The organism is Bradyrhizobium yuanmingense (assembly GCF_025200905.1).
Classification (GTDB): domain Bacteria; phylum Pseudomonadota; class Alphaproteobacteria; order Rhizobiales; family Xanthobacteraceae; genus Bradyrhizobium; species Bradyrhizobium yuanmingense.
Genome location: NZ_CP104173.1, coordinates 6,336,932 through 6,363,670 on the forward strand (window position 1 = coordinate 6,336,932; position 26,739 = coordinate 6,363,670).

Annotated in this window: 27 protein-coding genes and 1 other RNA gene; 7 read left to right on the top strand and 21 right to left on the bottom strand. The window is 65.3% G+C overall.

What is annotated here, in order from left to right:
- Positions 1-16: 16 nt before the first annotated feature.
- The 8 genes from N2605_RS29340 to N2605_RS29375 are packed head-to-tail and all read right to left on the bottom strand — an operon-like array spanning position 17 to position 8,076.
- Positions 17-1,390: an amidohydrolase family protein gene (locus N2605_RS29340; protein ID WP_260344263.1), complete on the bottom strand. Its 1,374-nt coding sequence runs from the start codon at positions 1,388-1,390 to the stop codon at positions 17-19.
- Positions 1,387-2,970, bottom strand: a complete 1,584-nt coding sequence (locus N2605_RS29345; RefSeq protein WP_260344265.1) for an ABC transporter substrate-binding protein — start codon at positions 2,968-2,970, stop codon at positions 1,387-1,389. Before N2605_RS29345 ends, N2605_RS29340 begins: the two co-directional genes overlap by 4 nt.
- Positions 2,970-3,854, bottom strand: coding sequence for a polysaccharide deacetylase family protein (locus N2605_RS29350; protein ID WP_260344266.1), 885 nt, complete (start codon positions 3,852-3,854; stop codon positions 2,970-2,972). Before N2605_RS29350 ends, N2605_RS29345 begins: the two co-directional genes overlap by 1 nt.
- On the bottom strand, positions 3,841-4,656 hold the full coding sequence (locus N2605_RS29355; protein ID WP_035998422.1) for an ABC transporter substrate-binding protein: 816 nt from the start codon (positions 4,654-4,656) through the stop codon (positions 3,841-3,843). Before N2605_RS29355 ends, N2605_RS29350 begins: the two co-directional genes overlap by 14 nt.
- Positions 4,657-4,672: 16 nt before the next feature.
- Positions 4,673-5,437 (bottom strand): amino acid ABC transporter ATP-binding protein, encoded by a 765-nt coding sequence (locus N2605_RS29360; protein WP_057028105.1) that lies wholly within the window; start codon positions 5,435-5,437, stop codon positions 4,673-4,675.
- Positions 5,434-6,291, bottom strand: coding sequence for an amino acid ABC transporter permease (locus N2605_RS29365; protein ID WP_260344268.1), 858 nt, complete (start codon positions 6,289-6,291; stop codon positions 5,434-5,436). The genes N2605_RS29360 and N2605_RS29365 overlap by 4 nt, the downstream gene beginning before the upstream one ends.
- On the bottom strand, positions 6,288-7,115 hold the full coding sequence (locus N2605_RS29370) for an ABC transporter substrate-binding protein (RefSeq protein ID WP_225151191.1): 828 nt from the start codon (positions 7,113-7,115) through the stop codon (positions 6,288-6,290). The genes N2605_RS29365 and N2605_RS29370 overlap by 4 nt, the downstream gene beginning before the upstream one ends.
- Before the next feature lie 37 nt (positions 7,116-7,152).
- On the bottom strand, positions 7,153-8,076 hold the full coding sequence (locus N2605_RS29375) for an N-carbamoyl-D-amino-acid hydrolase (RefSeq protein ID WP_036021756.1): 924 nt from the start codon (positions 8,074-8,076) through the stop codon (positions 7,153-7,155).
- 184 nt (positions 8,077-8,260) lie between these two features.
- Between N2605_RS29375 and N2605_RS29380 the strand changes: the two genes are divergently transcribed.
- Together N2605_RS29380 and N2605_RS29385 are read left to right on the top strand one after the other, a co-directional pair.
- Positions 8,261-9,187, top strand: coding sequence for a LysR family transcriptional regulator (locus N2605_RS29380; protein WP_225151189.1), 927 nt, complete (start codon positions 8,261-8,263; stop codon positions 9,185-9,187).
- 28 nt (positions 9,188-9,215) lie between these two features.
- Complete coding sequence (locus N2605_RS29385; RefSeq protein WP_260344270.1) at positions 9,216-9,923, top strand: type 1 glutamine amidotransferase; 708 nt, start codon at positions 9,216-9,218, stop codon at positions 9,921-9,923.
- Positions 9,924-10,109: 186 nt separating this feature from the next.
- Here the strand turns inward: N2605_RS29385 and N2605_RS29390 are convergent, their stop codons facing one another.
- From N2605_RS29390 to N2605_RS29425, 8 genes are all read right to left on the bottom strand, one after another.
- A complete protein-coding gene (locus N2605_RS29390; RefSeq protein WP_225151184.1) occupies positions 10,110-10,577 on the bottom strand; it encodes a nuclear transport factor 2 family protein in 468 nt (155 codons plus the stop codon).
- A gap of 79 nt (positions 10,578-10,656) precedes the next feature.
- Positions 10,657-11,106: a tol-pal system-associated acyl-CoA thioesterase gene (gene ybgC / locus N2605_RS29395; protein WP_197960645.1), complete on the bottom strand. Its 450-nt coding sequence runs from the start codon at positions 11,104-11,106 to the stop codon at positions 10,657-10,659.
- A 68-nt stretch (positions 11,107-11,174) separates the two neighbouring features.
- A complete protein-coding gene (locus N2605_RS29400) occupies positions 11,175-12,095 on the bottom strand; it encodes a metallophosphoesterase (protein ID WP_036021743.1) in 921 nt (306 codons plus the stop codon).
- Positions 12,096-12,224: 129 nt separating this feature from the next.
- Positions 12,225-13,277 carry a Holliday junction branch migration DNA helicase RuvB gene (gene ruvB / locus N2605_RS29405; protein ID WP_225183459.1) on the bottom strand — a complete coding sequence of 351 codons (1,053 nt, stop codon included), beginning with the start codon at positions 13,275-13,277 and terminating at the stop codon, positions 12,225-12,227.
- Entirely contained in the window at positions 13,274-13,738 is a 465-nt protein-coding gene (locus tag N2605_RS29410) for a hypothetical protein (RefSeq protein WP_260344271.1), read from the bottom strand. Before N2605_RS29410 ends, ruvB begins: the two co-directional genes overlap by 4 nt.
- The gene (gene ruvA / locus N2605_RS29415) at positions 13,735-14,352 is read right to left on the bottom strand and encodes a Holliday junction branch migration protein RuvA (RefSeq protein ID WP_035998377.1); all 618 of its coding nucleotides are present in this window, start codon (positions 14,350-14,352) and stop codon (positions 13,735-13,737) included. Before ruvA ends, N2605_RS29410 begins: the two co-directional genes overlap by 4 nt.
- Positions 14,349-14,876: a crossover junction endodeoxyribonuclease RuvC gene (ruvC, locus tag N2605_RS29420; RefSeq protein ID WP_225187932.1), complete on the bottom strand. Its 528-nt coding sequence runs from the start codon at positions 14,874-14,876 to the stop codon at positions 14,349-14,351. Before ruvC ends, ruvA begins: the two co-directional genes overlap by 4 nt.
- 124 nt (positions 14,877-15,000) lie before the next feature.
- A complete protein-coding gene (locus N2605_RS29425; protein ID WP_225149260.1) occupies positions 15,001-15,747 on the bottom strand; it encodes a YebC/PmpR family DNA-binding transcriptional regulator in 747 nt (248 codons plus the stop codon).
- 216 nt (positions 15,748-15,963) lie between these two features.
- On the opposite strand from N2605_RS29425, the gene N2605_RS29430 reads away from it, so the two are divergent.
- The 4 genes from N2605_RS29430 (at position 15,964) to N2605_RS29445 (ending at position 21,386) form a co-directional block, all read left to right on the top strand.
- Positions 15,964-17,712: a methyl-accepting chemotaxis protein gene (locus tag N2605_RS29430; protein WP_260344272.1), complete on the top strand. Its 1,749-nt coding sequence runs from the start codon at positions 15,964-15,966 to the stop codon at positions 17,710-17,712.
- Between the two features lie 140 nt (positions 17,713-17,852).
- Positions 17,853-19,277, top strand: coding sequence for a methyl-accepting chemotaxis protein (locus N2605_RS29435; RefSeq protein ID WP_225151179.1), 1,425 nt, complete (start codon positions 17,853-17,855; stop codon positions 19,275-19,277).
- 280 nt (positions 19,278-19,557) lie between these two features.
- Positions 19,558-20,694 (top strand): DSD1 family PLP-dependent enzyme, encoded by a 1,137-nt coding sequence (locus N2605_RS29440; RefSeq protein ID WP_260344273.1) that lies wholly within the window; start codon positions 19,558-19,560, stop codon positions 20,692-20,694.
- A gap of 104 nt (positions 20,695-20,798) precedes the next feature.
- Positions 20,799-21,386, top strand: a complete 588-nt coding sequence (locus N2605_RS29445) for a GNAT family N-acetyltransferase (RefSeq protein WP_085971997.1) — start codon at positions 20,799-20,801, stop codon at positions 21,384-21,386.
- Positions 21,387-21,549: 163 nt separating this feature from the next.
- Here N2605_RS29445 and N2605_RS29450 read toward each other — a convergent pair whose 3' ends face one another.
- From N2605_RS29450 to N2605_RS29470, 5 genes are all read right to left on the bottom strand, one after another.
- Positions 21,550-22,374: a TIGR00282 family metallophosphoesterase gene (locus tag N2605_RS29450; RefSeq protein WP_035998346.1), complete on the bottom strand. Its 825-nt coding sequence runs from the start codon at positions 22,372-22,374 to the stop codon at positions 21,550-21,552.
- The gene (locus N2605_RS29455) at positions 22,352-22,948 is read right to left on the bottom strand and encodes a 5-formyltetrahydrofolate cyclo-ligase (RefSeq protein WP_035998343.1); all 597 of its coding nucleotides are present in this window, start codon (positions 22,946-22,948) and stop codon (positions 22,352-22,354) included. Before N2605_RS29455 ends, N2605_RS29450 begins: the two co-directional genes overlap by 23 nt.
- A gap of 170 nt (positions 22,949-23,118) precedes the next feature.
- A non-coding RNA gene (gene ssrS / locus N2605_RS29460) (6S RNA) lies at positions 23,119-23,279 on the bottom strand.
- A 283-nt stretch (positions 23,280-23,562) separates the two neighbouring features.
- The gene (locus N2605_RS29465) at positions 23,563-23,946 is read right to left on the bottom strand and encodes a cell division protein ZapA (RefSeq protein ID WP_035998340.1); all 384 of its coding nucleotides are present in this window, start codon (positions 23,944-23,946) and stop codon (positions 23,563-23,565) included.
- Entirely contained in the window at positions 23,943-24,263 is a 321-nt protein-coding gene (locus N2605_RS29470) for a DUF4164 domain-containing protein (protein WP_020608063.1), read from the bottom strand. Before N2605_RS29470 ends, N2605_RS29465 begins: the two co-directional genes overlap by 4 nt.
- A gap of 368 nt (positions 24,264-24,631) precedes the next feature.
- Here N2605_RS29470 and tkt point away from each other — a divergent pair, with 368 nt between their 5' ends.
- Positions 24,632-26,617 carry a transketolase gene (tkt, locus tag N2605_RS29475; RefSeq protein WP_260344278.1) on the top strand — a complete coding sequence of 662 codons (1,986 nt, stop codon included), beginning with the start codon at positions 24,632-24,634 and terminating at the stop codon, positions 26,615-26,617.
- The last annotated feature ends 122 nt before the right edge of the window (positions 26,618-26,739 follow it).

A 26,739-nucleotide genomic window follows, 5' to 3' on the forward strand; every position in this document is an offset into this window, starting at 1 on the left:
GTGGCACCAGCGGCACTCAACCACTGAACGCCGCCTGCGCCTCCGGCAGATCCCAGATCTTGCCGATCGCGGCGGTGCCGGCCGCCGTAATCGCGGCTTCATCCGCGCCGAGATAGCGTCCCTCATCGACCAGGACCCGGCCATCGACCATGACCTGATCGATATTGGCGCGGTTGGCGAGTGCGATCAGCGCGCGGCGCGGGTCGAACAGCGGCTGCAGATGCGGATGGGTGAGATCGACCACCGTGAGATCGGCGGTCGCGCCCGGCTCGATGCGGCCGAGATCGGGCCGCTTGATCACGTCGGCGGCGACCGTCGTGTTCGCCTCGATCAGCTCGGGTGAGTTCGCGACGTCAGGGCGCGCCGAAATGATCTTGGAGATCAGCGAGGCCGCATTGAGCTCGCCGAGCAGGTCCATGTTGTAGCCGTCGGTGCCGACCACGGTGCGCACGCCGTGCGCGGCGAAGCGGCTGAACGCCGCGGTGATGCCGGCACGCGCGAACACGCGCGGGCAGTTCAAGACGGTCATGCCGCGCGCGGCCATCAGCTTGAGATCGTCATCGCTGCTGAACATGCAGTGCGCCGCCATCAGATCCGGCGCGAGCAGGCCGAGCCAGTCCAGATATTCTGCCGGCGTGCGGCCGCCATAGCGCTTGCCGATGGTCTCGACCTCGGCGCGGCTCTGCGCCATGTGCGTGGTGATGGGAACGCCGAGCTCGCGCGCCCGCGTGGCGCAGGCTTTCAAGAGATCGGGGCCGCAGGTGTCGGTGGCGTGCGGGCTCATCGCAAGACTGATGCGGCCGTCGCCGCGATTATTCCAGCGCTGATAGAGCGCGTCCCACGCCGCCATATCCGCAGCGCCGTCATCGCCGGAATATTGGACCACACCGTCAGGCCCGGCCTTGGCGTCGGAGGTCGAGAACAGATAGGGCGCGCCGTAGAAGCGGATGCCCATCTTTTCCGCCGCGTCGAACATCTCGGGGATCGAGTTGCGGAACGGCTCCATCACCGTGGTGGCGCCGCCCTTGAGCAGCTGGAGGATGCCGAGCCGCGCCACCGCAAGGCGCTCTTCCGCCGACAGGATATCGGCGCCGCGCTTGGTCAGCGGCAGCAGCACCGTGTAGACGATGCTCTGGTTGTTCTTGCGGCCGTTGCCGTCCTCGGTGTGGCTGCGCGCCACCGCTTCCGAGAAGCAATGATTGTGCAGGTTGAGCAGGCCCGGCAGGACGAAGCGGCCCGGACGATCATAGACCCGATCGGCGCGCGGCTTGTCGCGTGTGATCGCTGCAATCTTCTTGCCTTCGACCAGAACCCAGTGGTCGCGCAAGACATCCTGCGCGCCGTCTTTGCGTGACAGCACATAGCTGCCGAAGATTGCTGTGGTGCTCATGCGGGGCGCACGTTCCAGAACACGGCGGTGCCGTCGAGAATGCCGGTGATGGCCTTGCGATAGGCCGTCGGCTGCTTGTAGAGGCCGATCGGAATATAGGGGATTTCCTCGAACGCCACCCTCTGGACTTCGCGGCAGATGCGCTGCTGTTCGGCGAGTTCGGAGGCCGCCAGCCACTGGCTGCGCAACTCGCCCATCTTCGTGCTCGCGTACCAGCCGGCGACCTTGCCTTCGCCGCGAATGTTGGTGTTGCCGGCCGGGTTGAGCCAGTCGATGCCCTGCCAGTTGCCGACCGCGGCGCTCCAGCCGCCCTGCGGAAGCGGATCCTTCTTCAGCTGGCGCTGCAGCACCACGGCGAAATCGAGGCCGGCATATTCGACGTTCATGCCGGCCTTGCGCAACGAATCCACCGCGATCTCGCCGAGCGGCTTCTGCGCCAGCGAGTTGGTCGGAACGAGCAGCACGATCTTCTCGCCGTTATAGCCGGCGGCTTTCAGGTCGGCCTTCACCTTGGCGTAGTCGCGCGGGCCGCGGAGCACGTCGAGGCCGACCTCATTTGCCATCGGGGTGCCGGGTGCGAAATAGCCGACCGGTGAGACCTGGAACGCCGGATCGGTGCCGGCGACGGCGGTCATGAATGCGGACTGGTCGATCGCACCCAGGAGCGCGCGGCGGATGGCGGGATTGTCGAACGGCGGCTGCAGGTGGTTGAGGCGCAGCATGCAGGCGTAACCTCGGGGATCGAGGATGCGCGTCTCGATATCGCCGGCCGCCTTGATCACCGGAAGCAGATCGTGCGGCGTAGTCTCCTGCCAATCCTGCTCGCCGGTCTGGAGCGCGGCGACGCCGGTGCCGGCATCGGGCGTCGTGGTCCAGACCACGCGATCGTAGTGCACGATCTTCGGCCCCGCAGTCCAATCCGGCTTGCCGTCGGTGCGCGGCTGATAGCGCTCGAACTTGGCATAGGCATTGCGCGCGCCCTGCACGCGCTCGTCGGCGAGATAGCGGAACGGACCGCTGCCGATCACCTCGGTGAGCGGCTTGAACGGATCCTGGCTCGCCAGCCGCTCCGGCATCATGAAGCAGGCATTGATCGCTGCCTTGCCGAGCGCCTGCGGCAGCAGCGGAAAAGGACGCTTCAGACGGAAGCGGATGGTGCGGTCGTCGGCAGCCGAGAGCTCGGCGGTCGCCTCCATCAGCTCGCCGCCAAAGCCGTCGCGCGCGGCCCAGCGACGGATGCTGGCGACGCAATCGCGCGCCAGCACCCGCTCGCCGTCGTGCCAGAACAGGCCGTTGCGAAGCGTGAGGTCCCACTGTAGCTGGTCGGCGGAGATGGCGTGGCCCGACAGCATCTGCGGCGAGACCTGGAGCGAGGAGCTCATGCCGTAGAGCGTGTCGTAGACCATGAAGCCGTGGTTTCGCGACACCTGCGCGGTCGAATAGATGGGATCGACGAAGGCGAGATCGATGACGGGGATGAAGCGCAGCGTGGATTGCGATTCAGCGCGGACGATGCCCGGCAGCGACAGCGCCGGCAGCGCCGCGCCGGCCTTGAGGAGCGAACGGCGGGAGATCGACATTAGCGGTGACCCGCTTCGTGGCGCAGGAAGTTCTCCGCGATGTTCTCGCCAGTGGTGATCCAGACATCAGGGCACGATTTTGCGTAGGTCAGGAATTCGCGCAGCAGGCGCAGCCGCATCGGGCGGCCGCTGCATTGGGGGTGCAGCACCGTCGTCACCATCGCGCCCCAGTCGCGGACCTCATCCAGCTCGTCCTTCCACATCGAGAGCACGTGCTCCTTCGGAAAGATCGAGCGCGGACTGAAGCGCGCGGACAGGCCGTGCATCCAGTCGTCATAGCTCGCGGTCACCGGCAGCTCGATCGTGCCGGGCTTGCCGTCGGCGAGGCGATGGCGATAGGGCCTGACGTCGTCGCGGAACGAAGACGTGTAGACGATGCCGTGCCGCACCAGCGCGACGCGCAGCTCCTCCGTGAACTCGCCATAGGGCGCGCGATAGCCGGTCGGCTTGACGCCGAGCCGGCGCTTCAAAGCCTCGAAGCCGCGCTCCAGCTCCTCCTCGATCCATGGATCGCCGGGATCGGGCAAGAGATGGTGATAGCCGTGATGTCCGATCTCGTGACCGGCCTTCAAGATGGATTCCGCCATCGCCGGATGCGCGTCGACCGACCACCCCGTGACGAAGAACGTCGCCTTGAGATCGAGCTGGTCGAGCAGCTCCAGGAGCTTCGGCGTGCCGACGCGCGCCTCGTAGCCGCCATAGCTCATGGTGATCAGCCGCTGCGCATGCACCGCGTCCTTGCTGGTCCAGGCACTCTCGGCGTCCACGTCGAACGACAGGAACATCGCGGATGTGTACGGCTTCAGCCACGGATATTCGGGCGCGGGATCCGCGGTGTTGGCCGGAACGAGCGGAATGCTCTGGAGTGCCTTACTGTCCAGCATTGATGGTCGCCTTCTCGATTGCGTTGTCGCTCAATTTCCACTTCGCCAGCAGCGTCTTGTAGGTGCCGTCCGCGATCAGCGCGTCGACCGCCTCCAGCATTGCCTGCTGCAATGCCTTCTCCTTCACCGGCAGAGCAATGCCGGTGAATTGCTGTGCGATGGGCGCGCCCACGGTCGCATAGGTGTTGGGCTCGAGGTCCATGATGTAGGGCAGCGTCTCGTTGCCCTGGGCGGCGGCATCGATGCGGCCTTGCCTCAGCTGGGTGCGCGCATCGGCCGAGCCGTCGGTGCCGACGAACTGGATCGGAGAGCTGCCGCAATTCTTCTCGCTCCACGCCGCAATCTGGGCCGGGAACATGGTGCGTCGGCTGGCGCCGACCTTCTTGCCGCACAGCGACGTCGCATCCTTGAATTCCGCCTTGCGTGACGCCTGCACGAAGAACTGCGGGCCGCTGCGCAAATAATCGACGAAGGTCGCGACCTCGTGCCGGCTCGCATAGTCGGTGAAACCGGACAGGATCGCATCCACCCGCCCCGTCGAGATCGAGGGCATGAACTCGGCAAAGCTGGTCTCGGTCCATTCGATCTTGACGCCGAGCTTGCGGCCGATCGCCTCGCCAAGATCGACGTCGAAGCCGGAGAGCGCGTTGGTGGCGGGATCGCGGAACTCCATCGGCGGATAGTTCGGCACCACCGCGACCTTGATGCTGCCGCGCTTTACGATCTCAGGCGGCAGTTCGGCCGCCATTGCCGACACGCTCATGGCGCCCAGGAACGCCGCCGCAAGCAAGAATCTCTTCATCACCATACCCCCAATGTCAGATCACTGCCGAAAGAAATGCCTTGGTGCGCTCCTCGCGCGGCGCGCCCAACACGTCGGAGGCGCGGCCTTGCTCGACGATCGCGCCCTGATCCATGTAGACGACGCGGTCGGCGACCTCGCGGGCGAAGCCGAGCTCGTGCGTCACCACCATCATGGTCATGCCGCTTCGCGCCAGCTCCTTCATGACCGCGAGCACCTCGCCGACGAGCTCGGGATCGAGTGCGCTGGTGGGCTCGTCGAACAACATCAGCATCGGCTTCATGGCGAGCGCCCGCGCGATCGCGACGCGCTGCTGCTGGCCGCCGGAGAGCTGCGCCGGATACCAGTCGGCCTTGGCCGACAATCCGACGCGCCGAAGCAGCTCGGTCGCCTCGGCGCGCACCTCATCCGGCTTGCGCCCCTGCACCTGGGTCGGGCCTTCCGTGATGTTCTCCAGCGCGGTCTTGTGCGGAAACAGGTTGAAGCGCTGGAATACCATGCCGGTCTTGAGCCGCTGCCGCCCGATTTCGCGCTCGCTCAGGCGATGGAGTTTCCCGCCTTGCTCGCGCACTCCGAGCAGTTCGCCGTCGAGCCAGATGCCGCCGGCATCGATCGTGGCGAGCTGATTGATGCAGCGGAGCAGCGTGGTCTTGCCGGAGCCGGAGGCGCCGATCAGGCACATCACCTCGCCGGGCCAGACGTCGAGCGAGACGTTCTTGAGAGCCTGAAACTCTCCAAAGTTCTTGGCTACGGAGCGGATCGCGACGAGCGGTTTTGTCATCGCGCCAGCCGCAATGTGCCGCGCGCAAAGCGGCGTTCGAGCAACATCTGGAGCGGTGTCAGGATCGAGACCGCGAACAGGTACCAGAGCCCGGCGACGATCAGGAGCTCGATGACGCGGGAGTTGGCGTAGTAGATGTTCTCGGCATTGTGCAGCAGCTCCGGATACTGGATCACGCTGGCGAGCGAAGTCGCCTTCACCATGCCGATGAACTCGTTGCCGAGCGGCGGGATCACCACGCGCATCGCCTGCGGCAGCACGATCCGGCGCAACGCGCGCAGCCGTCCCATGCCGATCGCCTGCGCCGCTTCATATTGCCCGATATCGACCGACAGCATGCCGGCGCGCATGACTTCGGAGGTGTAGGCGCCCTGGTTGATGCCGAGCCCGAGCAGCGCGGCAAGGAACGGCGTCATGACATCGACGGCGCGTGCAGACCACAGGCCGGGGATACCGATGGTCGGAAACACCAGCGCGAGATTGAACCACAACAGCAGCTGCAGGATCAGTGGCGTGCCGCGGAACAGCCAGGTGTAGCCGGCGGCGACCGACTTCAGCACCGGATTGGGCGACAGCCGCATGATCGCGACGACGATGCCAAGGAAGATGCCGAGCATCATCGCCAGCACCGCCATCACCATGGTGTTGACGATGCCTTCGAGGATGACCTTTGCGGTCAGGAAGCGGCTGACATAGGACCATTCGATCTGGCCGTTCGCAAAGGCGCGCGCGATCGCCGCCAGCACGAGGACGATCAGGGCCGCGCTGATCCAGCGAAACCAGTGCGGCTCGCGCGCGATCCGCATGCCCGACAGATCGGGAAATCCTTGCACGAGTGCCGGCGCCTGCTTCATTGCGGCGCCGCGTTCAGCATGGGCTGGGCGACTGCATTGGTCCCCAAGCCCCATTTGTCGAGAATGGCCTTGTACGAGCCGTCAGCGATCATCGTCGCGAGTTTCTCCGTCACGACCTCACGCAAGGCCGCATCGTCCTTGCGGAACATGATGCCCTGATAGCCCCTGGCAAAGGGCTCGCCGACGATGCGATACTTGCCGGGCTCCTGTTGCTGCGCATAAGGCAACGTCTCGCTGCCCTGCACGGCGGCGTCGATGCGGCCCTGCTTGAGCTGGTTGCGGACGTCGATGGAATTCTCGCCCGGAACGTACTGGATTGCGGGCTTGCCGGCCGGCTCGCAATTCTGCTTGCTCCACTTCTCGATCTCGACCGGGAAGCTGGTGCTGCGGGTGGTGCCGACCTTCTTGCCGCAGAGATCGGTGGCGTCCTTGGCCGCGCTGTCCGCCGTCACGAAGAACTGCGGTCCGGTTGCGAGGTAATCGACGAAATCCGCGGTCTCGCGCCGCGAGGCACGATCGGAGATGCCGGAAATGATGAAGTCGGCGCGCTTGGTCTGGAGCGAGGGGATCAGCTCGGCGAACGGCGTCTCGCTCCAGACAATCTTGAGGTCGCCAAGCCGCTTGGCGAGCTCTTTCGCCAGATCGATGTCGAGCCCGACCAGCTCGTTGGTTGCGGGATCGCGATATTCCATCGGCGCGTAGGTGGAGTTGACCGTGAGCTTCAGCGTGCCGGCCTGCTTGATCTCCGCCGGCAGCTCGGCGGCTCGCGCCGACGTCGCCGCGGCCAGCGCTGCGCAGGCAAGCAAATACGAGAGGCGTGTCATGTCAGCTCCTTTTGCCAATGCTGCGACCGGCCGTTGGTCAATCCGCGTCGAGAACGGCCGGCTCGATGATTCCGGCACGCTCGGTGATCACCCTGTATTGGTCGGGCCGCCGGTGGGCGGCGAAGTTGAACATCTTGTCCTTGCCCTGGCGGCAGAGGTCGAGATCGATGTCGGCGACGATCACCTCGTCGGCCAGCGTCTGCGCCTGCGCGACGATGCGGCCGTTGGGATCAACGATGCAGGAGCCGCCGATCAGGCCGGAGCCGTCCTCCTCGCCCGCCTTCGCCACCGAAATCGCCCAGGTCGCGTTCATGTAGGCGTTGGCCTGCGTCACCAGCGTCGAGTGGAAGGTGCGCAAGGCTCCGTCCTCGGTCGTGCCGCCGTTGGGATCGTAGGCCGCCGAATTGTAGCCGATGCAGACGAGCTCGACTCCTTGCAGACCGAGCACGCGCCAGGATTCCGGCCAGCGACGATCATTGCAGATCATCATGCCCATGATGGCATGGGCCCAGGACGAGCCAGCGCGGAAGGCGGGAAAGCCGAGGTCGCCATATTCGAAGTAGCGCTTCTCGAGTTGCTGGTAGCGCGCGCCCGGGCGCGGCTCGACCGAGCCCGGCAGATGCACCTTGCGATAGCGGCCGAGAACCTCGCCGTCGCGATCGACCAGGATGGAGCAATTGTAGCGCCGCCCCTCCGGCGTCAGCTCGGCATAGCCGACATAGAAGCCGACGCGCAGCGCACGTGCGCGATCGAATAGCTTTGCCACCGCGGGGTTCGGCATGCTGCGCTCGAAATACCGGTCGAGGGCCTCGCCTTCGAGCAGCCAGCGCGGGAAGAAGGTGGTGAAGGCGAGCTCCGGAAACACCACAAGGCTCGCACCCCGACCGGCCGCCTCCTCCAGCATGTCGAGCATCCGCGACAACGTGTGTTCGCGCGTATCGGCTTTTTGCGTCGGCCCCATCTGAGCGGCTGCGGCGCGAAGGACACGAACCAAGATTGCCTCCAATCTGTGCGCAGTGCTGCCTCAATGGGCGAACGAACCCTTTGATGCGACGTGCAAATCCGCTGCCATTACGGGCGAGCGGTGCTGCAAAATCAATTCGCGTTGCTATGATGTTTTGGCCCTGACTATAATCGGCAGTGATATGAACCTGCGTCAGCTCGAGATCCTTCGCGCCGTGATCCGCCACCGCACCACGGTGGCGGCGGCGGACGAGCTGGCGCTGTCGCAGCCGGCGGTCAGCAACGCGCTGAAGACGATGGAGGCGCAGGCGGGCTTTGCGCTGTTCGAGCGCGTCAACAACCGGCTGTTTCCGACCGCCGAAGCGATGGCGCTCTACAAGGAGAGCGAGGCGATCTTCGCGCTGCACGCCAAGCTCGAGAACCGCATGCGCGATTTGCGCGAGAACCGGTCCGGGCATCTCGCCATCGTGGCGACGCCGCCGCTCGCGTACAGCATCATTCCGTCCGCGCTGTCGGGCTTCCTGCGCCGCCGCCCGGAGACGCGGGTGTTCTTCGATGTACGGCGCTATGAGGGCATCATCGAGGGTGTGCTGAGCCGCGTCGCCGAGCTCGGCTTCGCGCTCGGCCTCACGCATCATCCCGGCATCGCGCATGAGGTGGTGCACACCGGCGAGATGGTCTGCGTGCTGCCGCCACAGCATCCACTCGCCGACCGGCCGATGATCTCCGCTTCCGATCTCTCCGGCCTACCCTTCATCGGGCTCGAACGCGGCACGCGGCTCGGCGAAGCCGTGCGCGACAGCTTTGCCCGCGCCGGCGCGCCGTTCCGGCCGACGGTCGAGGTGCGCTACTGCAACACGGCCTGCGTGCTGGCCGCCGCCGGCGTCGGCGCGGCGGTGGTCGATCCTTTCTCGCCGCGGCAGAACGGCGGCAGCGGCCTCGTCGTCCGTCCGTTCACGCCGACGACGCAGGCGGTCGCCTATATGCTATGGTCTGAAGCCGAGCCGCTGTCGCGTCTGGCCAAGGCCTTTCTCAACGAGATCCGCAAGGAGAGCGCTCTGCTCGAGCGCACAGCGCCGCACCAGCAACATGGGGCAGAAAGAGGCTGAGCTTCGCAACCTTTTGACCGGGAGGCCCATGGCACGCATCACCATCATCGAGACCGGAGAGGTGCCGCAAAAATACCGCGAGCGCCACGGTTCGTTTCCGGACATGTTCGCGCGCATGATCCGCGCCGAGGAGCCGGCCGCGACGATCGAGGTCGTCAGCATCCCCAGCGGCGATGCGCTGCCCGATCCGAGCAAGCTCGAGGCCATCCTCATTACCGGCGCGGCGGCCGGGGTCTATGACGGGCTCGACTGGATCGCGCCGCTGGAAGATTTCGTGCGAACGGCTTACGCCAACAAGACACCGATGGTCGGTGTCTGCTTTGGCCACCAGCTGATCGCGCAGGCGCTCGGCGGCACCGTGCGCAAATCGGAGCATGGCTGGGGCATCGGCCGGCATGTCTATCAGGTGCTGCCGGAGAACGGCGTCATCGACGGTGAAGCGGTTGCGATCGCCGCCTCGCATCAGGACCAGGTGATCGAGCCGCCAAGCGATGCGCTGACGATCCTCTCCTCCGAATTCACCCCGCATGCCGGCCTGCTCTATGCCAATGGCGCGACGCTGACAGTGCAGCCGCATCCGGAATTCGATGTCGGGTTCGCGCAAGTGTGCTGCGATCTGCGCGATGGCAAGGCACCTGAGGATGTCGTTGCCACGGCGAGGGCGTCGCTGGCGGAGCCGATGGAAAATGCGAAGCTCGGCGGGGCGATTACGCGGTTTCTGGCTAAGCGCACCTGACTACGAAGCTCGAGACGCACTCGTCTTCCCTTCTCCCCTTGCGGGAGATGGTGGCGCGAAGCGCCGGATGAGGGGTTCTATCCATTCGCCGGACTGCTCGTGAGGAGAGAGACCCCTCACCCGCCGAGCTTCGCTCGGCACCCTCTCCCACAAGGGGAGAGGGTGAAGCAGCGCCGCTGGTAGAATTCAGAACGGCTCGCTTCCCAGCCCGGGCACATCGGCCGGTCGCGGGCCCGGTGCCGCCCAGTGAAACCGGCGGTGCTTCTCCGCAATGGCGATGTCGTTGATCGAGGCCTCGCGCCGCTTCATCAGGCCGTGCTTGTCGAACTCCCATTGCTCGTTGCCGTAGGAGCGGTACCACTGGCCGCTTGCATCGTGCCATTCGTACTGGAAGCGCACCGCGATGCGGTTGCCGTCGAAGGCCCAGAGGTCCTTGATCAGGCGGTAATCCTGCTCCTTCTCCCATTTGCGGGTGAGGAAGGCGACGATGGCCTCGCGGCCCTGAAAAACTTCCGAACGGTTGCGCCAGCGGCTGTCCTCGGTATAGGCGAGCGAGACCCGCACCGGATCGCGTGAATTCCAGGCGTCCTCGGCCATGCGGGCTTTTTGCGCGGCGGTCTCGCGGGTGAAGGGTGGAAGCGGCGGGCGCGACATGATGACCTCATCGGTTGATCGTGTCAGCGAATGTATCGTCGCAATTGGCGGAGTCGATAGGCCATCCGCTATCGAGCGATCACGAAACCAGATCGGCCTTCATCAGTTGGCGGATCGATTTCGGGATCGGCTGGGCGCGGCCGCCGCTGATGAAGGCAACGCGGACCTCGGCTTTCACCAGCACGTCATCACCGCGCCGCACCTCCTGCGCCAGCATGATGGATGCCCCCTTCACCGCGACCGGCCAGGTCACGACGTCGAGCACGTCGTCCATTCGCGCGGGCTTCAGGAAGTCCAGATGCATCGAGCGCACCACGAAGGCGAAGCCCGCGCCGTCCGTCTCGGTCTGCTCGAACAGCACCTGCTGCTCGGCACCCATCAGCCTGAGATGATTGGTGCGTCCGCGCTCCATGTAGCGCAGGTAATTGGCATGATAGACGATGCCGGAAAAATCCGTGTCCTCGTAATAGACCCGGACCTGCATGTGGTGGCGGCCGTCGCGGATCTCGCCGTCGAGATGAGCTGTCACGTCGCGAGCCTCTTCGCTGGTCGGTAACCGGCTCGTTGTGCGCAAAAACAGCCGGACGCGCAAGCGTGTTAGGACACGACCGGTCCTGACCTTCCCAGCGTCACCTCGACGATCTCAGGCGGCACACCGAAGCGGAGCGGCATGATGCTGCAACCGAGGCCGCCGGAGACTATGAGATCGCATTTCAGGCGAAAATGGCCATAGGCGAGCCGCAGGCCGTTCCTGGGCGCGACGGCCGGTGACCAGCCGAGCAGGCGGACCTGGCCGCCATGGGTATGGCCGGACAATTGCAGCGCGACGCGCGCGGGCACGAGCGGAGCGACATTGGGCTCGTGCGCGAGCAGAATGACCGGCGCATCGTCGGTGATCTTCGCCAGCGTAGCATTGAGATCGTCGGCACCGAAGTGCGCCATGCTCCGGAAGCGCCGCGCCGGCAGGAAGGCGAGCTGATCGCCGAGGCCGGCAAGCCAGAACGGACGGCCGTCCTTGGTGAGGCGCACAGCATCGTTCTCGTAGACGGGGATGCCGGCCGCCTCCAGCGCCCGATGTGCGATGGTCGGCCCGTGCCCTGCCTGCTGCACTGTTCTGTCATCCCAATAGTCGTGGTTGCCCATGACGGCATGGACGCCGAGGGGCGCCTTCAGGCGCCCCAATACCCTTGCCCATTCGCTCGACGGAATGAAGCGCGTGACATGGTGAAGGCCGGCGACATAGTCGCCGAGCAGCACGATGAGATCGGCGTTGAGCGCGTTGGTCCGGTCGACGATGCCCTCGATGCGCTCCAGCGACATCCAGGGATCGCAGGCATGGATGTCAGCGATGGCGGCAATCTTCAGCGGAAAATCCGCCGGCCACTGCCGCGGCATCGGATGATAGCGCGTGACGCGAAGGCGCAGCACCGGCTCGACACCGACGCCGTAGGCTGCGGTCGAGACGCCGAGGGCGGACAGACCGCCAATGGAACGGATAAGATGACGGCGCGTGATCATGGAAGCCCGATGATGATGCGGCGCCTTGATGATATCCGATTGGAGCGGAATTGGGGTGCGTTCGTGCAGATCGTCTGCACGAGGTTAACGGAAATTCATCATAGGCGGAACGGCGCGAGGTTCAGCAGCTCACTCGTCGCTGTCATCCGTGCCGAACAGGCCGAACTGCGCCGCCGCATCGCGCGAGGGTTCGGCGATGCCGAGATGACGGAAGGCGTGCGAGGTCAGCAGGCGGCCGCGCGGGGTGCGCTGCAGATAGCCGCACTGGATCAGATAGGGCTCGATGATGTCTTCGATGGCGTCGCGCGGCTCCGACAAGGCCGCAGCCATGGTCTCGACACCGACCGGTCCGCCGCCATAGTTGAGCGCGATGGTCGAGAGATAGCGCCGATCCATCGCGTCCAGCCCTGCGGCATCGACCTCGAGCGCGCTCAGCGCATGGTCGGCAATCTTACGGTCAATCTTGTCGGCATCGGCCGCCGAGGCGAAATCGCGCACGCGGCGGAGCAGGCGGCCGGCGATGCGCGGCGTGCCGCGGGCGCGGCGCGCGATCTCGTTGGCGCCGTCCGCACTCATGCCGACGTTGAGCACGCGCGCGCCGCGGCTGACGATGCTCTCCAACTCCTCGATCGTGTAGAAGTTGAGCCGGACCGGAATGCCAAAGCGGTCGCGCAAGGGATTGGTGAGAAGGCCGGCGCGCGTGGTGGCGCCGACCAGCGTGAATTTCGACAGCTCGATCTTGACCGAGCGCGCCGCCGGGCCCTCGCCGATGATGAGGTCGAGCTGAAAGTCCTCCATCGCGGGATAGAGCACCTCTTCCACCGCCGGGCTGAGGCGATGGATCTCGTCGATGAAGAGCACGTCGCGCTCTTCGAGATTGGTCAAGAGGGCGGCAAGATCGCCGGCCTTGGCGATCACGGGCCCCGAGGTGGCGCGGAAACCGACGCCGAGCTCCTTCGCCACGATCTGCGCCAGCGTGGTCTTGCCGAGCCCCGGGGGACCTACGAACAGCACGTGGTCCAGCGCCTCGCCGCGCTTGCGCGCCGCTTCGATGAAGATCGAGAGATTCTTGCGCGCCTGCGCCTGGCCGACGAAGTCGGACAGCGATTGCGGCCGCAGCGCGGTGTCGCCGACATCATCGCTGCGGCGCTCCGGCGAGACCATGCGGGGGGGAGTGGTCATGCGGAAGTCCTGCACAGTCGCTTGTCGATAAGAAGGGCAGCTTGAGCACCTGCAAAGAAGATCAAACTTACCACAGGCAAGACAAATGCCTCAGCCGGTTCACTCAGTGCTCTTCCAACAGAGCCAATCACCAGCGCCGAAAGCAAGCTTGCAACGAGAACGTTCCACCAGACAACGGAGCCTCGGATTTGCAGGAAGATTGCAACCATCAAGGCCACAACGGCCGCAGGCAAGAACAAGCCTTTCACGGCAAACCAGCTGAACCCGATCAGGTCGCGCGAGACCGAAAAGCATCGAATGACACGACTAAGAAAAAAACCTGACGCCGAGAACGCCAGCATTGCAAGATACCCGGCAAAAAGTGTTCCGCAGAAGACGACGACGAACATACGGCCGAGGCGCCGCAAATGCTGGCGTGCCGCACCTTGACCCCACTCGGAGAGGCGCTGGCCGTTGTTCACTTGGCCAGTTCCTTCAAACCCAATCGAATCAGCTGCGCCGTCTCGGCGCCCTCACCCGCGCTGCGCGAGGCCGATGCAATCGCCGCGGCGGCCTGCGGCTGGCCGTAGCCGAGATTGACCAGCGCAGAGATCGCATCCGCGACGGGGCGCGGCGCGCGCTGGTCGTCGACGGCGCCGGCGAGATGCACGACGGCGGGATCGACATTGGCAAAGGCCGGCGCCTTGTCCTTCAATTCGGTGACGATCCGCTCGGCGACCTTCGGGCCGACACCGGGCGTTCGCGCCACCGCGGCCTTGTCGCGCAGCGCGATGGCATTGGCGAGATCGGCCGGCGACAGCGTGCCGAGCACGGCCAGCGCGACCTTGGCGCCGACGCCCTGCACGGTCTGGAGCAGGCGAAACCATTCGCGCTCCTGATCGGTGCGGAAGCCGAACAGCTTGATCTGGTCCTCGCGGACATAGGTCTCGATCGACAGCACAGCGGCCTCACCCGGCGAGGGCAGATGCTGCAAGGTGCGCGAGGAGCAATGTACCTGATAGCCGACGCCGCCAACGTCGAGGATGACGAAATCCTCGCCGTAGGAATCGATCAAGCCCTTGAGCTTGCCGATCATATCCCCACCACCTTCAGCCTGAGAGCGGTGCTCTGGCGGTGATGGGCGTGGGTGATGGCGATGGCGAGCGCGTCGGCTGCGTCCGCGGACGGCGGCTCAGCCTTCGGCAGCAGAATTTTCAGCATCATCGCGATCTGTTGCTTGTCGGCGTGGCCGGCGCCGACCACGGTCTTCTTGACCTGGTTCGGCGCGTATTCGGCGACAGAGATGCCGAACATTGCCGGCGCCAGCATGGCGACGCCGCGGGCCTGGCCGAGCTTCAGCGTCGCAACGCCGTCCTTGTTGACGAAGGTCTGCTCCACCGCCGCTTCCACCGGCCGGTGATCGGACAAGACGGAAGCGAGCCCCTCATGGATCGCGAGCAGGCGGCTCGCCAGCGGCAAATCGTCCGGCGGTTCCACCGAGCCGCAGGCCACATAGATCAGGCGGTTGCCCTCGGCCTCGATCACGCCCCAGCCGGTGCGGCGCAGGCCGGGGTCGATGCCGATGATGCGAACGGGGCCACGAATCGGGAGCGCAGTCATGGGCCAGTGATAGCGGCTGGCCGCGGGATGCGAAACAGAAACAGAACGGAAGTAACAGGGGAATGGGTCCCGGCCCAGCGCCGCAGCGTTTCACGCTGCAGCGCGTCCGGGACACGAGAGCGGCCTATCCGCCCATCTTCGCAACAAGCGCGTCCGACACCTCGAAATTGGCGTAGACGTTCTGGACGTCGTCGTGCTCGTTGAGCAGGTCCATCAGCTTCAGGAGCTTCTCGCCGGTCTCGTCGTCGACCGCAACCGTGTTCTGCGGCTTCCAGATCAGTGCGGCCTTGCGCGGCTCGCCGAACTTGGCTTCCAGCGCCTTGGCGACGTCGCGATAGCCTTCGGTCGAGGCGTAGATCTCGTGGCCGCCCTCGCCGGAAACGACGTCGTCGGCGCCGGCCTCGATCGCGGCGTCCAGCACCGCATCGTCGGAGGCGACGCTGCGGTCGTATTCGATGATGCCGGTGCGGTCGAACATGAAGGAGACTGAGCCGGTTTCGCCGAGATTGCCGCCGGACTTGGTGAAGAAGGAGCGGATGTCGGAGGCGGCGCGGTTGCGATTGTCGGTCAGTGCCTCGACGATGACGGCGACGCCGCCGGGGCCGTAGCCCTCGTAGCGGATCTCGTCATAGTTCTCACCGTCGCTGCCGAGCGCCTTCTTGATGGCGCGCTCGATATTGTCCTTCGGCATGTTCTCCTGGCGCGCAGCGATCACGGCGGCGCGCAGGCGCGGGTTCATGGCGGGGTCGGGGGTGCCCAGCTTGGCAGCGACGGTGATTTCCCGCGCCAGCTTGCCGAACAGTTTCGACTTCTGGGCATCCTGCCGCCCCTTGCGGTGCATGATGTTCTTGAATTGGGAATGTCCGGCCATGCGTGGTCTCTTGAGAAATCGTCAGCCAAAGATGAGCGTGGGAAGCGCGGCCTTATAGGCCGCCAACCCACCGGAATCAAAGGGCTCGGCTGCGCCTGAGGTAGCACTGTAAAGGTAGCCGCCGTAACGGCGCCTGCCTAGATGGGCACCGTTAACCCTGATTTCATTCCGGACTGCGAAAATAGCGCCCGACCGTCCCCCGACAAGAGAGACCCGATGGCGTTCGGATTATTTCGGAAGCGTCTGCCGGACACGGCCGCGCCCGCGGCAGCCCCGGAGGCTGCGCAGCCGGCGGCCCCTGCCGCACCCGCCCCGACCGCCGAAAGTGATTCGGCCCGGGAAATCCTGGAATTGCTGGAACTCGAGCTCGGCGCCATGATCCGCCAGCTTGAGCGCGCCGCCAATTCGGTGGCTGGCGGCGCCGAGGCGACCGCGGCGACCCTCGCTGCCATTCGCGACCGCACCGACGCCCTGACCGGCCGGACCAACGCGGCGCAATCCACCGCCTCCACCTTCGCCCATGCCGCCGACAAGTTCACCCAGTCCGCGCAAGGGATTGGCGCGCAGGTCCGGGAAGCCGGCAAGCTCGCCGACGAGGCCAGCGCCGCCGCGCAGGAAGCCCGCGCCAATGTCGACCGCCTGCGCGAATCCTCCGCCGCCATCGGCAACGTCGTCAATTTGATCGCGCAGATCGCGCGGCAGACCACGCTGCTCGCGCTCAACTCGACGATCGAGGCCGCGCGCGCGGGCGCAGCCGGAAAAGGCTTTGCCGTCGTTGCCACCGAGGTCAAGGCGCTCGCGGTGCAGACCCAGAGTGCGACCGAGGAGATCACGAAGAAGATCGACGCATTGCAGCGCGACGCCGCCGGTTCGGCGGACGCCGTGCACCGCATCTCGCAGGCGATCGAGGCGATCCGTCCGGTGTTCGACACCGTCAACGGCGCGGTCGCCGAGCAGAATGCCACGACCAGCGAAGTCTCCGGCAATGCCGCCAGCGCCTCGGAGTTCATCATCTCGGTCGGCGAGAGCGCGGCCGAGATCGACGCGGCGACCAAGGCGGCCGAGACCCATGGCGAGAGCGTCGCCAGCGCCGGCAAGGCCGTCACCACCTTCGCCCAGAAGCTGAAATCGCGCTGCGCGGTGCTGCTGCGCCAGAGCGAGCACGACGACCGCCGCAAGACCGAGCGGCTGCCCTGCCACCTCAAATTCGAAACCGCGCGCGCCGTGATGCCGGTCTATGAAATCGCGATGGAAGGCGTGCTGATCGGCGGCGCGGACGCGAGCCGGCTCGCACCGCAAGCGACGATCGAAGGCAGCTTAGAGGACATCGGCGCCTGCCGCCTGCGCGTGATCGAGCAATCGAAGGCCGGCGCCCGCGCGCAATTCGTCGGCGCCACCGCCGCTCTCAACGAGAAGATCGAGGACAAGCTCTGGTCGATCCATGAGGAGAACACCGAGTTCGTCACCCGTGCCATGGAAGCGGGCAATGCGCTGACGCAGATATTCGAGCAGGCGGTTGCGCGCGGCGAGGTCAAGCTCGACGACCTCTTCGACACGGACTATTTGGAAATCGGCGGCACCAATCCGCAGCAATACCGCACCAAATATCTCGACTGGGCCGACCGCGCCCTGCCGCCGTTCCAGGAAGCCTTTCTGGCGCGGGAGTCGCGGATGGCGTTCTGCGCCATGGTCGACCGCAACGGCTTTTTGCCGGTGCACAACAAGATCTATTCGCATCCGCAGCGGCCGGGCGACGTCGCCTGGAACACGGCCAACAGCCGCAACCGGCGCATCTTCAACGATCCGGCGGGGCTGGCCGCCGCGCGCAACCTGCGATCGTACCTGGTCCAGAGCTATGCGCGCGACATGGGCAACGGGAACACGGTGATGATGCGGGAGATCGACGTCCCGATCCGCGTGCAGGGCCGGCACTGGGGCGGCTTCCGCACGGCCTACAAGCTGTAGCGCTCCCGCGCGTGCACGCACCTGCACGCACCTGCACTCCTGGGCAAGACGCCGGGCGCGAATCATCCTCTAAGGTCGGATCTGGAATCGGAATGCCGCCAAGGAGCCGATCAACGGCTCCGACTGGAGAGAGCCCGTACATGTCCTCTGCACAACTTGCCGTATTGGACACTGCCTCCAACCGGACGCTGGCCGAACGCCTGATCGACCAGCTCGCCGACCGCATCGGCGGTCTCGGCGTCGAGCTCGCCGACATCGCCGGCAATGTCCAGGACGTCGCAAACCGCGTCGCGAGCCAGTCGGAACGGTTTCACCATCTGCAGAAGACGGCCGAGAGGATGGTCTCTGCCAACCACGACATCGCCAACGCCTCGCAGGCGGTGCAAACCACGACGTCGGCCGCGGTCGGCGAGATCGCGCAGTCTCGCGGCGCGGTCGACACCGCGGTCAGCCACATCTCCGAGCTCGTCGCCGCGGTGGAGCGGATCGAGGCGCGCCTCAGCGCCGTCGGCGCGGCGCTGGCGCAGGTGGCGAAGGTCTCCGGCTCGATCGAGGCGATCGCCAAGCAGACCAATCTGCTCGCGCTCAACGCCACCATCGAGGCCGCGCGCGCCGGCAATGCCGGCCGCGGCTTCGCGGTGGTCGCGAGCGAGGTCAAGAGCCTCGCGGAGGCCACGCGCCAGGCCACGCATGAGATCTCCGACACGGTGCGCGATCTCGACGGCCAGATCGAAGGCCTGATCGGCGAGAGCAGCGACGCCTCGCAGCGCGCCAAGACCGCCGGCGAAGGCGCACAAGCGATCTCCGGCATCATCTCGCGGGTCCAGCAGGGCTTCGCCTCGGTCGAAGCCGAGATCGACGGCGTCGCGCGCGCGGCAACCTCCAATCTCGGCCACTGCGACACCGTGATCAGCGAGCTCAACGAGCTCGCCAAGGGCGTCGACCTCTCCTCGCGCGACCTCCGAAGCGCCGACGAGCGGGTAGCAAAGCTGCTCGACGCCTCCGAAGGCCTGATCGCGCTGATCGCCGACAGCGGCGTGGAGACGTCGGACGCGCCACTGATCCGTATCGTCGTCGACACCGCGAAGCGGATCTCGGCCGAGTTCGAAGCTGCGATCGACCGCGGCGAGATCACGCTCGACCAGCTCATGGACGAGACCTACCGCGAGATATCAGGCACCGATCCGAAGCAGTACCTGACCAACTACGTCGAGTTCACCGACCGCGTGCTGCCCGCGATCCAGGACCCGATCCAGAAGACCGATCCGCGCATCGTGTTCTGCGTCGCCTGGGCGCGGGGCGGCTACCTTCCGACCCACAATCCGAACTACCGCCTGCCGCAGGGCAAGGACCCGGTCTGGAATAACGCCAATTGCCGCAACCGCCGCCTGTTCACCGACCGCGCGGTGAAGAAGGTCGCGGCCAACACAAAACCCTTCCTGCTGCAGACCTATCGCCGCGACATGGGCGGCGGGCAGTTCGTGCTGATGAAGGACCTGTCCTCACCAATCATGATCCGCGGCAAGCACTGGGGCGCCTTCCGGATGGGCTTTCGCCAGGGCTGACGAGGACGCTCCGGCATCTTCAAAACAAAAGCTCGAAAACAACCCCATGCACAGTAGCCGGGGCGTGTGGAATCAATGGCTTGCGCCGGCAGGCCGTGGCGCGCGTTGACCCGTCGGGCAAAACAGGGGTAGAATGCTATTATTCCGAAATTGTGGGCGGTTCTCACCGCCGCCTGCCGAGCACCAAAAGCCGACTGCACTGGTGCGGCGGCCGACGTTGCCGTAGAAATGCCGCCGCGCATTCGGAGCGCGAACCCGAACACAACAAGCTGGTTTTTCGATGGCCTGTCCACCCGCCCAAATCGGCGCGCCGTTTTCCGAGATCGATACACCGGCGCTGATCATCGACCTCGACGCTTTCGAGCGCAATCTCGACACGATGGCGGCGGCGGTGAGCAAGCTCGGCGTTCGCTTGCGTCCGCATGCGAAGACCCACAAATCACCGATCATTGCGGCCAAGCAGATAGCGCGCGGCGCAATCGGCATGTGCTGCCAGAAGGTCGCCGAGGCCGAGATCCTGGTTGCGGGCGGGGTGAGCGACGTGCTCGTCAGCAACGAGGTGGTGGGCCTGCGGAAGCTGGAACGGCTCGCAGGCCTCGCGCGCCACGCACGCATCAGCGTTTGCGTGGACGATGCGATCATGGTCGAGCAACTGTCGCAGGCCGCGGAGCGGGCAGGATCGCAAATCGAAGTCCTGGTCGAAATCGACGTCGGCGCCGGTCGCTGCGGCGTCAGGCCGGGGCCGGCGGCGGCCACCCTGGCGCGGCAGGTGGCGGCTTCACGCTTTCTATCGTTCGGCGGCTTGCAGGCCTATCACGGCTCTGCGCAACATTTACGCACGCCGGAGGAGCGGCGCGCTGCCATCGCCGGTGCCGCGAACGCGACCGCGGAGACACTGCGCGTCCTCAAGGACGCGGGCTTTCAGTGCCGGACGATTGGAGGTGCGGGAACCGGCACATTCGAGCTCGAAGGCGCGAGCGGCATCTGGAACGAATTGCAGGCGGGCTCCTATATCTTCATGGACGCCGACTACGCCAAGAACCTCGCCGACGGGGCGCGCAACGCCAATCCGTTCGAGCATGCGCTGTTCGTGATCGCGACGGTGATGAGCACAGGCGCCGGCGAACACGCGGTCATCGATGCCGGCCACAAGGCTCTGTCGAACGACAGCGGATTTCCGGTCGTGCTCGGCCGGCCCGATCTGCGCTATCATCGGCCCTCTGACGAGCATGGCTTGCTCAATTTCGACAACGCTTCGTCGCGACTAGCGATCGGCGACAAGGTGACGCTGATCCCCGGCCATTGCGACCCGACCGTCAATCTCTACGACTGGTATGTCGGCGTGCGCGGCTTCAACACGCCGGATTCCCGCGTGGAGGCACTTTGGCCAGTCGCGGCGCGGGGCGCGGTCACCTGAGATTGACGCGTGATTGCGCGCGACGCCGTAGCGCCCGGCCACTATCCTGTGCTGCATCTTAGAATGAATGTGGCCGACGCCATCGACGACTTGGAGACGATATCATGAGCGCAGACTCGGAAATCAAATCTGCGGGCGCCAACATTCAGGCAAGCACTATCAGCACCATTGTACTTGGCTTTGCAGCCGATCCGATGGCGCGTTGGGTTTGGCCCGATTCATCCGAATATCTCAGGATTATGCCTCAATTCGTCAAGGCATTTGGCGGACGGGCATTCGAGCATGGCACAGCTTACATCACAGAAGGGGCTCGCGCGGCCGCCCTGTGGCTGCCGCCCGGCGTCGAGCCCGATGAAACGGCCATGGACGCACTCATGGCGCAATCCCTGCGTCCGGAGATCGCCGATGATATTGGACACATGCTCCAGGGAATGGCCGAACATCATCCCCACGAGCCCCATTGGTATCTGCCTCTCATTGCCTCCGATCCGAACTGGATCGGCCAAGGTCTCGGCACATTGTTGATGAAGCACGCTCTTCGACGATGCGACGAGGAGGGCATCGCCGCCTACCTTGAAAGTTCGAATCCGCGAAACATCTCCCTTTATGAACGCCACGGCTTCAAGATCATCGGCGAGATACAACATGGTTCTTCGCCGACGATGACACCAATGTTGCGGACAGCTTCTTGAACGGAATCCAATCTGTCGAAGAGAAGGGCTCGCAGCCGCCAATGACTGTTGACTTCCGCTTGTAGCCCAAAGCGGAGTTCCCTTGTTGCCCGTCGATGTCCGCTGCTGAGGGCAAAGTTGATATAATCGTCCGGGGACGACACCGGGTGATTTCGCTCGCGCTTCAGCTCAACCAGAATTTCGGCGTCGTCGGCTCCAGCCTTCCACCCACGCGCACCGGCGCGATCTTGAGCGCGAGCCCTGTCGCATCGTCCGTTTCCACGGCGACGCCGCTGAGCGTCGCGGCGCCTGCGGCCGGCTCGAAGCGGCCGGACGGAATTCCTGATGTGAACCTCCGCAGCGGCTCTTCCTTCTGCATGCCGATGATGGAATCGTAATCGCCGGTCATGCCGGCGTCGGTCATGTAGGCGGTCCCGCCTGACAGGATCTGGTGGTCGGCGGTCGGCACATGCGTGTGCGTGCCGACGACGAGGCTGGCGCGGCCGTCGCAGAAGAAGCCGATCCCCTGCTTCTCGCTTGAAGCCTCGCAATGGAAATCGACGACGATGGCGTCGGCGGCGACGCCGAGCGGACAGGCGCCAAGCTCGCGCTCGAGCGCGGCGAAGGGATCGTCGAACGGGGTCATGAAGACGCGGCCGAGCGCGTTGACGACGAGGGCGTGCTTGCCGTTCTTGGTCTCGACCAAGGCGGCGCCGCGGCCGGGCGTGCCGCGCGGATAGTTGGCGGGGCGCACCAGGCGGTCGGCGCGCTCGATGAACACCAGCGCCTCGCGCTGGTCCCAGGAGTGATTGCCGAGCGTCACCGCGTCGGCGCCGGCCTCGAGAAACTCCTGGTAGATCGCTTCCGTGATGCCGAAGCCACCGGCCGAATTCTCGCCGTTGACGACGACGAGATCGAGCGACCAGTCCTTGACCATGCCGGGCAGATATTCGGAGACGGCCTCGCGTCCGCTACGGCCGACGACGTCACCCACGAAGAGAATGCGCAACTTCAGAACTCCGGAAATCGAACACGTCCGATTCCGTTAGCACATAATCGAGCGCCACGTCGTGGGATAGTGCCGGAACCGCCTCGATCTCCTGCACTGCAAACGCAAGGCCGATGCCGACGATGTGCTTGGATTTGCGCAAATGCGCGAAGGTGAAATCGTAATGCCCGGCGCCATAGCCGATGCGATGGCCGAGGCGGTCGAAGGCGGCGAGCGGCGTCAGCATGATGTCGGGAATGACTTCGGCCGCAGCAGGTGAAGGTTCGGGAATGCCGAGCGGGCCGAGCATCAGGCGGTCGTTCGGATGGAAGAGACGGAAGATCAGCGACTGGCCGCGCGCGGTGACGCAGGGCAGCGCCAGCCTGGCGCCCTCTTCCGCGAGCCTCGCAAGCAGCGGCATCGGATCGATCTCGCTGCGGATCGGCGAATAGCCGGAGACGATGCTGCCGGGCAGCAGCTTGAACGGTAGCCCGCGCTTGGCGAGCTTTGCGGCGGCCGCGATGCGTTTCTTCTCGCTCAGCGCATCGCGCTTGGCGAGGGCTTTGGCACGGAGCTCGGCTTTGGAGTTGGACATGTGCTTTGGTCCCCACGTCATCACCCGCGAATGCGGGTGATCCAGTATTCCAGAGGCGGTGGTGATTCACACAAGGGCCGCGGCGTACTGGATTCCCCGCCTTCGCGGGGAATGACACCTGTTGAATTGGCCGCAGTCGTTTCAACAAGCACAAACGAAGCAAACGAAAGTGCGAAGCCGCGAACGCCGTTGAAGCACTCGATCCCGGAGTTCCCTACGAAAGTAGGTGGGCACCATATGTCCGAGCCCACGGGCCCGGCCAGGGACAGTTCCCTAAAGGATCGATAAGGCCCCGGGGATATATGGCTCCTGACGCACGTCGCAGCCTCGCGCAGGCAATGTAACAACTGTACTGACGAATCGCCAGTGCGACGAGAGTGCGGCTTCCGCTGCGCGCTTTCTTACCCTCCCCTGGAGGGGTCCGGGACGAGCGAAGCTCGCCCGTGGGTCGGCTCACATGGAGCGCAGCGAAATGTGAGACGGGGTGGGGTGATCTCTCCCCACGGGCACTGTTCGTGTGGAGAGATCACCCCACCCCGCTCGCGCTACGCGCGATCGACCCTCCCCCTCCAGGGCCCTCCAGGGGAGGGTAAGGGCACGGCTCCTATCGAGCTTCAGCCGATCGCGATGCCGTTCCCCACCGTCCGGTTCAGGACCTGGGTCGATTTCTCGATGCGCTCGGCGGCGGCGTTCAGCGCGTTGACCACCGCGGTCTGCGTCATCCTGGCGCGCTCGACGGCGGCATTGCGGAAATCCCTGAGCTCGGTCAATTCCTGCTCAAGGGTGCGGACGCGGTTGGTGGTGTCGATCAGCTCATCGCACACGGTGAGCGCAGCCATGACGGTGAGGCGCGCATCGCCGATCTCGCCGAATTTTCCGCGCAGCGACTGGATGCGCGTCTCCAGCGTCTCGGCGAGCTTGAGCAGCCGCACCTCCTGGCCCTCCTCGCAGGCCATGCGATATTGCCGGCCGTTGATGGTGACGTTGATGTGGCTCATCCGTCCTCTCCGGTATCGAGCACCGAGCGTATCGTCACGATCGCGGAATCCAGCCGGTCAGAAATCTCGCGATTGGTGCGCTCGAGCTTGCGTGCCTTCACCAGCGCGCCGTCGAGCTCGTCGGCAAGACGCGAGCGATCCGCGCCGAGCGCCTGGATGCGCGCCGCAAGCTCGTTCTCGTCGCGATCGGCATCGCGACGCCGCTCCACCGCACTTTCGAGCGCATCGAGCGCCGCCATGAGTCTGCGGGTCGCAATCTCGATCTCGACGGCGGACGACTCCGTCATGGCGGAACTGTTGGATACGCGATCGTTCATGCAGTCAGCGGCGGAACCTGGCGGCCTTTGCCCAGTGGCCTTTCCCTGGAGCTTGCCGTCCGGCAAAAGACTCGGTTCGGCAAGCGGTTAGAAGCAGAAATTTACAAAGCAAGCTAGCCAAGCGCAACGCCGCCGCAAAACTATGCACTGTTCAATCGGGACGACGTGTCGCTGCGTCGCTTCCGCCCGGCGCGATCCCGGCGGAAAACCGATGTCCACACAGGCAACTTTTGCGGCCAAACCGGCGTTCGATTGCCTTGGACTCCCGGAACCGAGGTGCTATCCCAGCGCCAACCTTCAGTGGCCGCCAGGCTTCTCCCCGCGCGGGCAACCATCGCCAAGCGCTTCATTTCAGACGGATTTCAGACATGACGCAGGTCGATCACACCCGTATGGCCAACGCGATCCGCGGCCTTTCCATGGACGCTGTCGAGAAGGCGAAATCGGGCCATCCCGGCCTGCCGATGGGCGCCGCCGACATCGCCACCGTGCTGTTCACGCAGTTCCTGAAATTCGATGCCACTGCGCCCGCCTGGCCGGACCGCGACCGCTTCGTGCTCTCGGCCGGCCACGGCTCGATGCTGCTCTATTCGCTGCTGTATTTGACCGGCAATGCCGAGATGACGCTGGACCAGATCAAGCAGTTCCGCCAGGTCGACTCGCTGACCCCCGGCCACCCCGAGAACTTCCGCACCAATGGCATCGAGACCACCACCGGCCCGCTCGGCCAGGGCATCTCGACTGCGGTCGGCATGGCGCTGGCCGAAAAGATGCTCGCCGCCGAATTCGGCAAGAAGATCGTCGACCACCACACCTATGTGCTCGCCTCCGACGGCGACCTGATGGAAGGCGTGTCGCAGGAAGCGATCGCGATGGCCGGCCACTGGAAGCTCAACAAGCTGATCGTGCTCTACGACGACAACGGCATCTCGATCGACGGCCCGACCTCGATCTCCGATTCCGTCGACCAGGTGAAGCGCTTCAAGTCGGCGGGCTGGGCGGCCGAGAAGATCGATGGCCACGACCAGGCCGCGATCGCCGATGCGATCACGCGCGCGAAGAAATCCAGCAAGCCGACGCTGATCGCCTGCCGCACCACGATCGGCTTCGGCGCGCCGCACAAGCAAGGCACCTCGAAGGTGCACGGCGAAGCACTCGGCGCCGACGAGCTCAAGGCTGCCAAGGAAAATCTCGGCATTTCGCTCGAGCCGTTCGCGGTCGCCGACGACGTGCTGAAGGCATGGCGCGCGGCCGGCAGCCGAGGCGCCGCGGCACGCCAGGAATGGGAAGCGCGGCTCGGTGAGCTCGGCAGCCGCAAGCGCGCCGAGTTCGAGCGCCGCCTGCGTCACGAGCGTCCCGCTTCGCTCGCCAAGGCCGTTCGCGCCTACAAGAAGGAGCTGCTGGAAAAGCCGATGACCGCGGCCACCCGCAAGTCGTCGGAAGCGGTGATCGAAGTCATCGCCGGCGCCATGCCGATGGAATTCCTGGCAGGCTCGGCCGACCTCACCGGCTCCAACAACAACAAGGCGAAGTCGGCGACCGCCTTCTCGGCCAAGACGCCGAAGGGCCGCTTCATCCATTACGGCATCCGCGAGCACGGCATGGCGGCCGCGATGAACGGCATTTTCCTGCACGGCGGTTTCGCGCCGAACGGCGCGACCTTCCTCGTCTTCACCGATTATGCGCGTCCGGCGATGCGCCTTGCCGCGCTGATGGGCGCCGGCGTCGTCTACGTCATGACTCATGACTCGATTGGCCTCGGCGAAGACGGCCCGACCCATCAGCCGGTCGAGCATCTCGCAGCGCTCCGCGCCATTCCCAACATGCGCGTGTTCCGTCCCTGCGATGCCATCGAGGTCGCTGAGTGCTGGGAGCTCGCGCTCAACCGCGTCGATGGCCCGACCGTGCTGGCACTGACGCGGCAGAACCTGCCGCAGCTGCGGACCACCGCACCGAACGACAATCCCTGCGCGGCTGGTGCCTACGAGCTGGTCGCCGCGGAGGGCGAAGCCAAGGCGACGCTGTTCGCCTCGGGCTCGGAGGTCGAGATCGCGGTCGCGGCCCAGAAACAATTGGCGGAACGCGGCGTCGCTTCGCGCGTTGTCTCCGTTCCCTCGCTGGAGCTGTTGTTAGCGCAACCAGAGGCCAAGCGCGCCGCCATCATCGGCAACGCGCCGGTGAAGATCGCGATCGAGGCCGCCGTGCGCTGGGGCTGGGACGCCGTGATTGGCCAGGATGGCGAATTCATCGGCATGCATTCGTTCGGCGAAAGCGGCCCTGCCAAGGAGCTTTACAAGCATTTCAGCATTACCGCCGAGGCCGCGGTTAACGCTGTGCTGAAGCGCGTTTCCTGAGAGTTGAGCTTGCCGCAAAAAAGGACTACCTAATCTCCCATATGATCAAGCACCGCCCGGCCGAACCGGGCGTCCGCCCCTAAAAAACCCTCGCAGGCGTATAGCGCGTTGTGCGGGATGAC

Coding starts and splice junctions, on each gene's coding strand:
- N2605_RS29440 (WP_260344273.1), top strand. CDS start 19,558: ATGGCCTGTCCACCCGCCCAAATCGGCGCGCCGTTTTCCGAGATCGAT.
- N2605_RS29370 (WP_225151191.1), bottom strand. CDS start 7,115: ATGACACGCCTCTCGTATTTGCTTGCCTGCGCAGCGCTGGCCGCGGCG.
- N2605_RS29355 (WP_035998422.1), bottom strand. CDS start 4,656: ATGAAGAGATTCTTGCTTGCGGCGGCGTTCCTGGGCGCCATGAGCGTG.
- N2605_RS29360 (WP_057028105.1), bottom strand. CDS start 5,437: ATGACAAAACCGCTCGTCGCGATCCGCTCCGTAGCCAAGAACTTTGGA.
- N2605_RS29465 (WP_035998340.1), bottom strand. CDS start 23,946: ATGAGCCACATCAACGTCACCATCAACGGCCGGCAATATCGCATGGCC.
- N2605_RS29385 (WP_260344270.1), top strand. CDS start 9,216: ATGGCACGCATCACCATCATCGAGACCGGAGAGGTGCCGCAAAAATAC.
- N2605_RS29445 (WP_085971997.1), top strand. CDS start 20,799: ATGAGCGCAGACTCGGAAATCAAATCTGCGGGCGCCAACATTCAGGCA.
- N2605_RS29345 (WP_260344265.1), bottom strand. CDS start 2,970: ATGTCGATCTCCCGCCGTTCGCTCCTCAAGGCCGGCGCGGCGCTGCCG.
- N2605_RS29380 (WP_225151189.1), top strand. CDS start 8,261: ATGAACCTGCGTCAGCTCGAGATCCTTCGCGCCGTGATCCGCCACCGC.
- ruvC (WP_225187932.1), bottom strand. CDS start 14,876: ATGACTGCGCTCCCGATTCGTGGCCCCGTTCGCATCATCGGCATCGAC.
- N2605_RS29435 (WP_225151179.1), top strand. CDS start 17,853: ATGTCCTCTGCACAACTTGCCGTATTGGACACTGCCTCCAACCGGACG.
- ruvB (WP_225183459.1), bottom strand. CDS start 13,277: ATGACCACTCCCCCCCGCATGGTCTCGCCGGAGCGCCGCAGCGATGAT.
- ruvA (WP_035998377.1), bottom strand. CDS start 14,352: ATGATCGGCAAGCTCAAGGGCTTGATCGATTCCTACGGCGAGGATTTC.
- N2605_RS29375 (WP_036021756.1), bottom strand. CDS start 8,076: ATGGGGCCGACGCAAAAAGCCGATACGCGCGAACACACGTTGTCGCGG.
- tkt (WP_260344278.1), top strand. CDS start 24,632: ATGACGCAGGTCGATCACACCCGTATGGCCAACGCGATCCGCGGCCTT.
- N2605_RS29390 (WP_225151184.1), bottom strand. CDS start 10,577: ATGTCGCGCCCGCCGCTTCCACCCTTCACCCGCGAGACCGCCGCGCAA.
- N2605_RS29340 (WP_260344263.1), bottom strand. CDS start 1,390: ATGAGCACCACAGCAATCTTCGGCAGCTATGTGCTGTCACGCAAAGAC.
- N2605_RS29425 (WP_225149260.1), bottom strand. CDS start 15,747: ATGGCCGGACATTCCCAATTCAAGAACATCATGCACCGCAAGGGGCGG.
- N2605_RS29455 (WP_035998343.1), bottom strand. CDS start 22,948: ATGTCCAACTCCAAAGCCGAGCTCCGTGCCAAAGCCCTCGCCAAGCGC.
- N2605_RS29400 (WP_036021743.1), bottom strand. CDS start 12,095: ATGATCACGCGCCGTCATCTTATCCGTTCCATTGGCGGTCTGTCCGCC.
- N2605_RS29470 (WP_020608063.1), bottom strand. CDS start 24,263: ATGAACGATCGCGTATCCAACAGTTCCGCCATGACGGAGTCGTCCGCC.
- N2605_RS29430 (WP_260344272.1), top strand. CDS start 15,964: ATGGCGTTCGGATTATTTCGGAAGCGTCTGCCGGACACGGCCGCGCCC.
- N2605_RS29365 (WP_260344268.1), bottom strand. CDS start 6,291: ATGAAGCAGGCGCCGGCACTCGTGCAAGGATTTCCCGATCTGTCGGGC.
- N2605_RS29350 (WP_260344266.1), bottom strand. CDS start 3,854: ATGCTGGACAGTAAGGCACTCCAGAGCATTCCGCTCGTTCCGGCCAAC.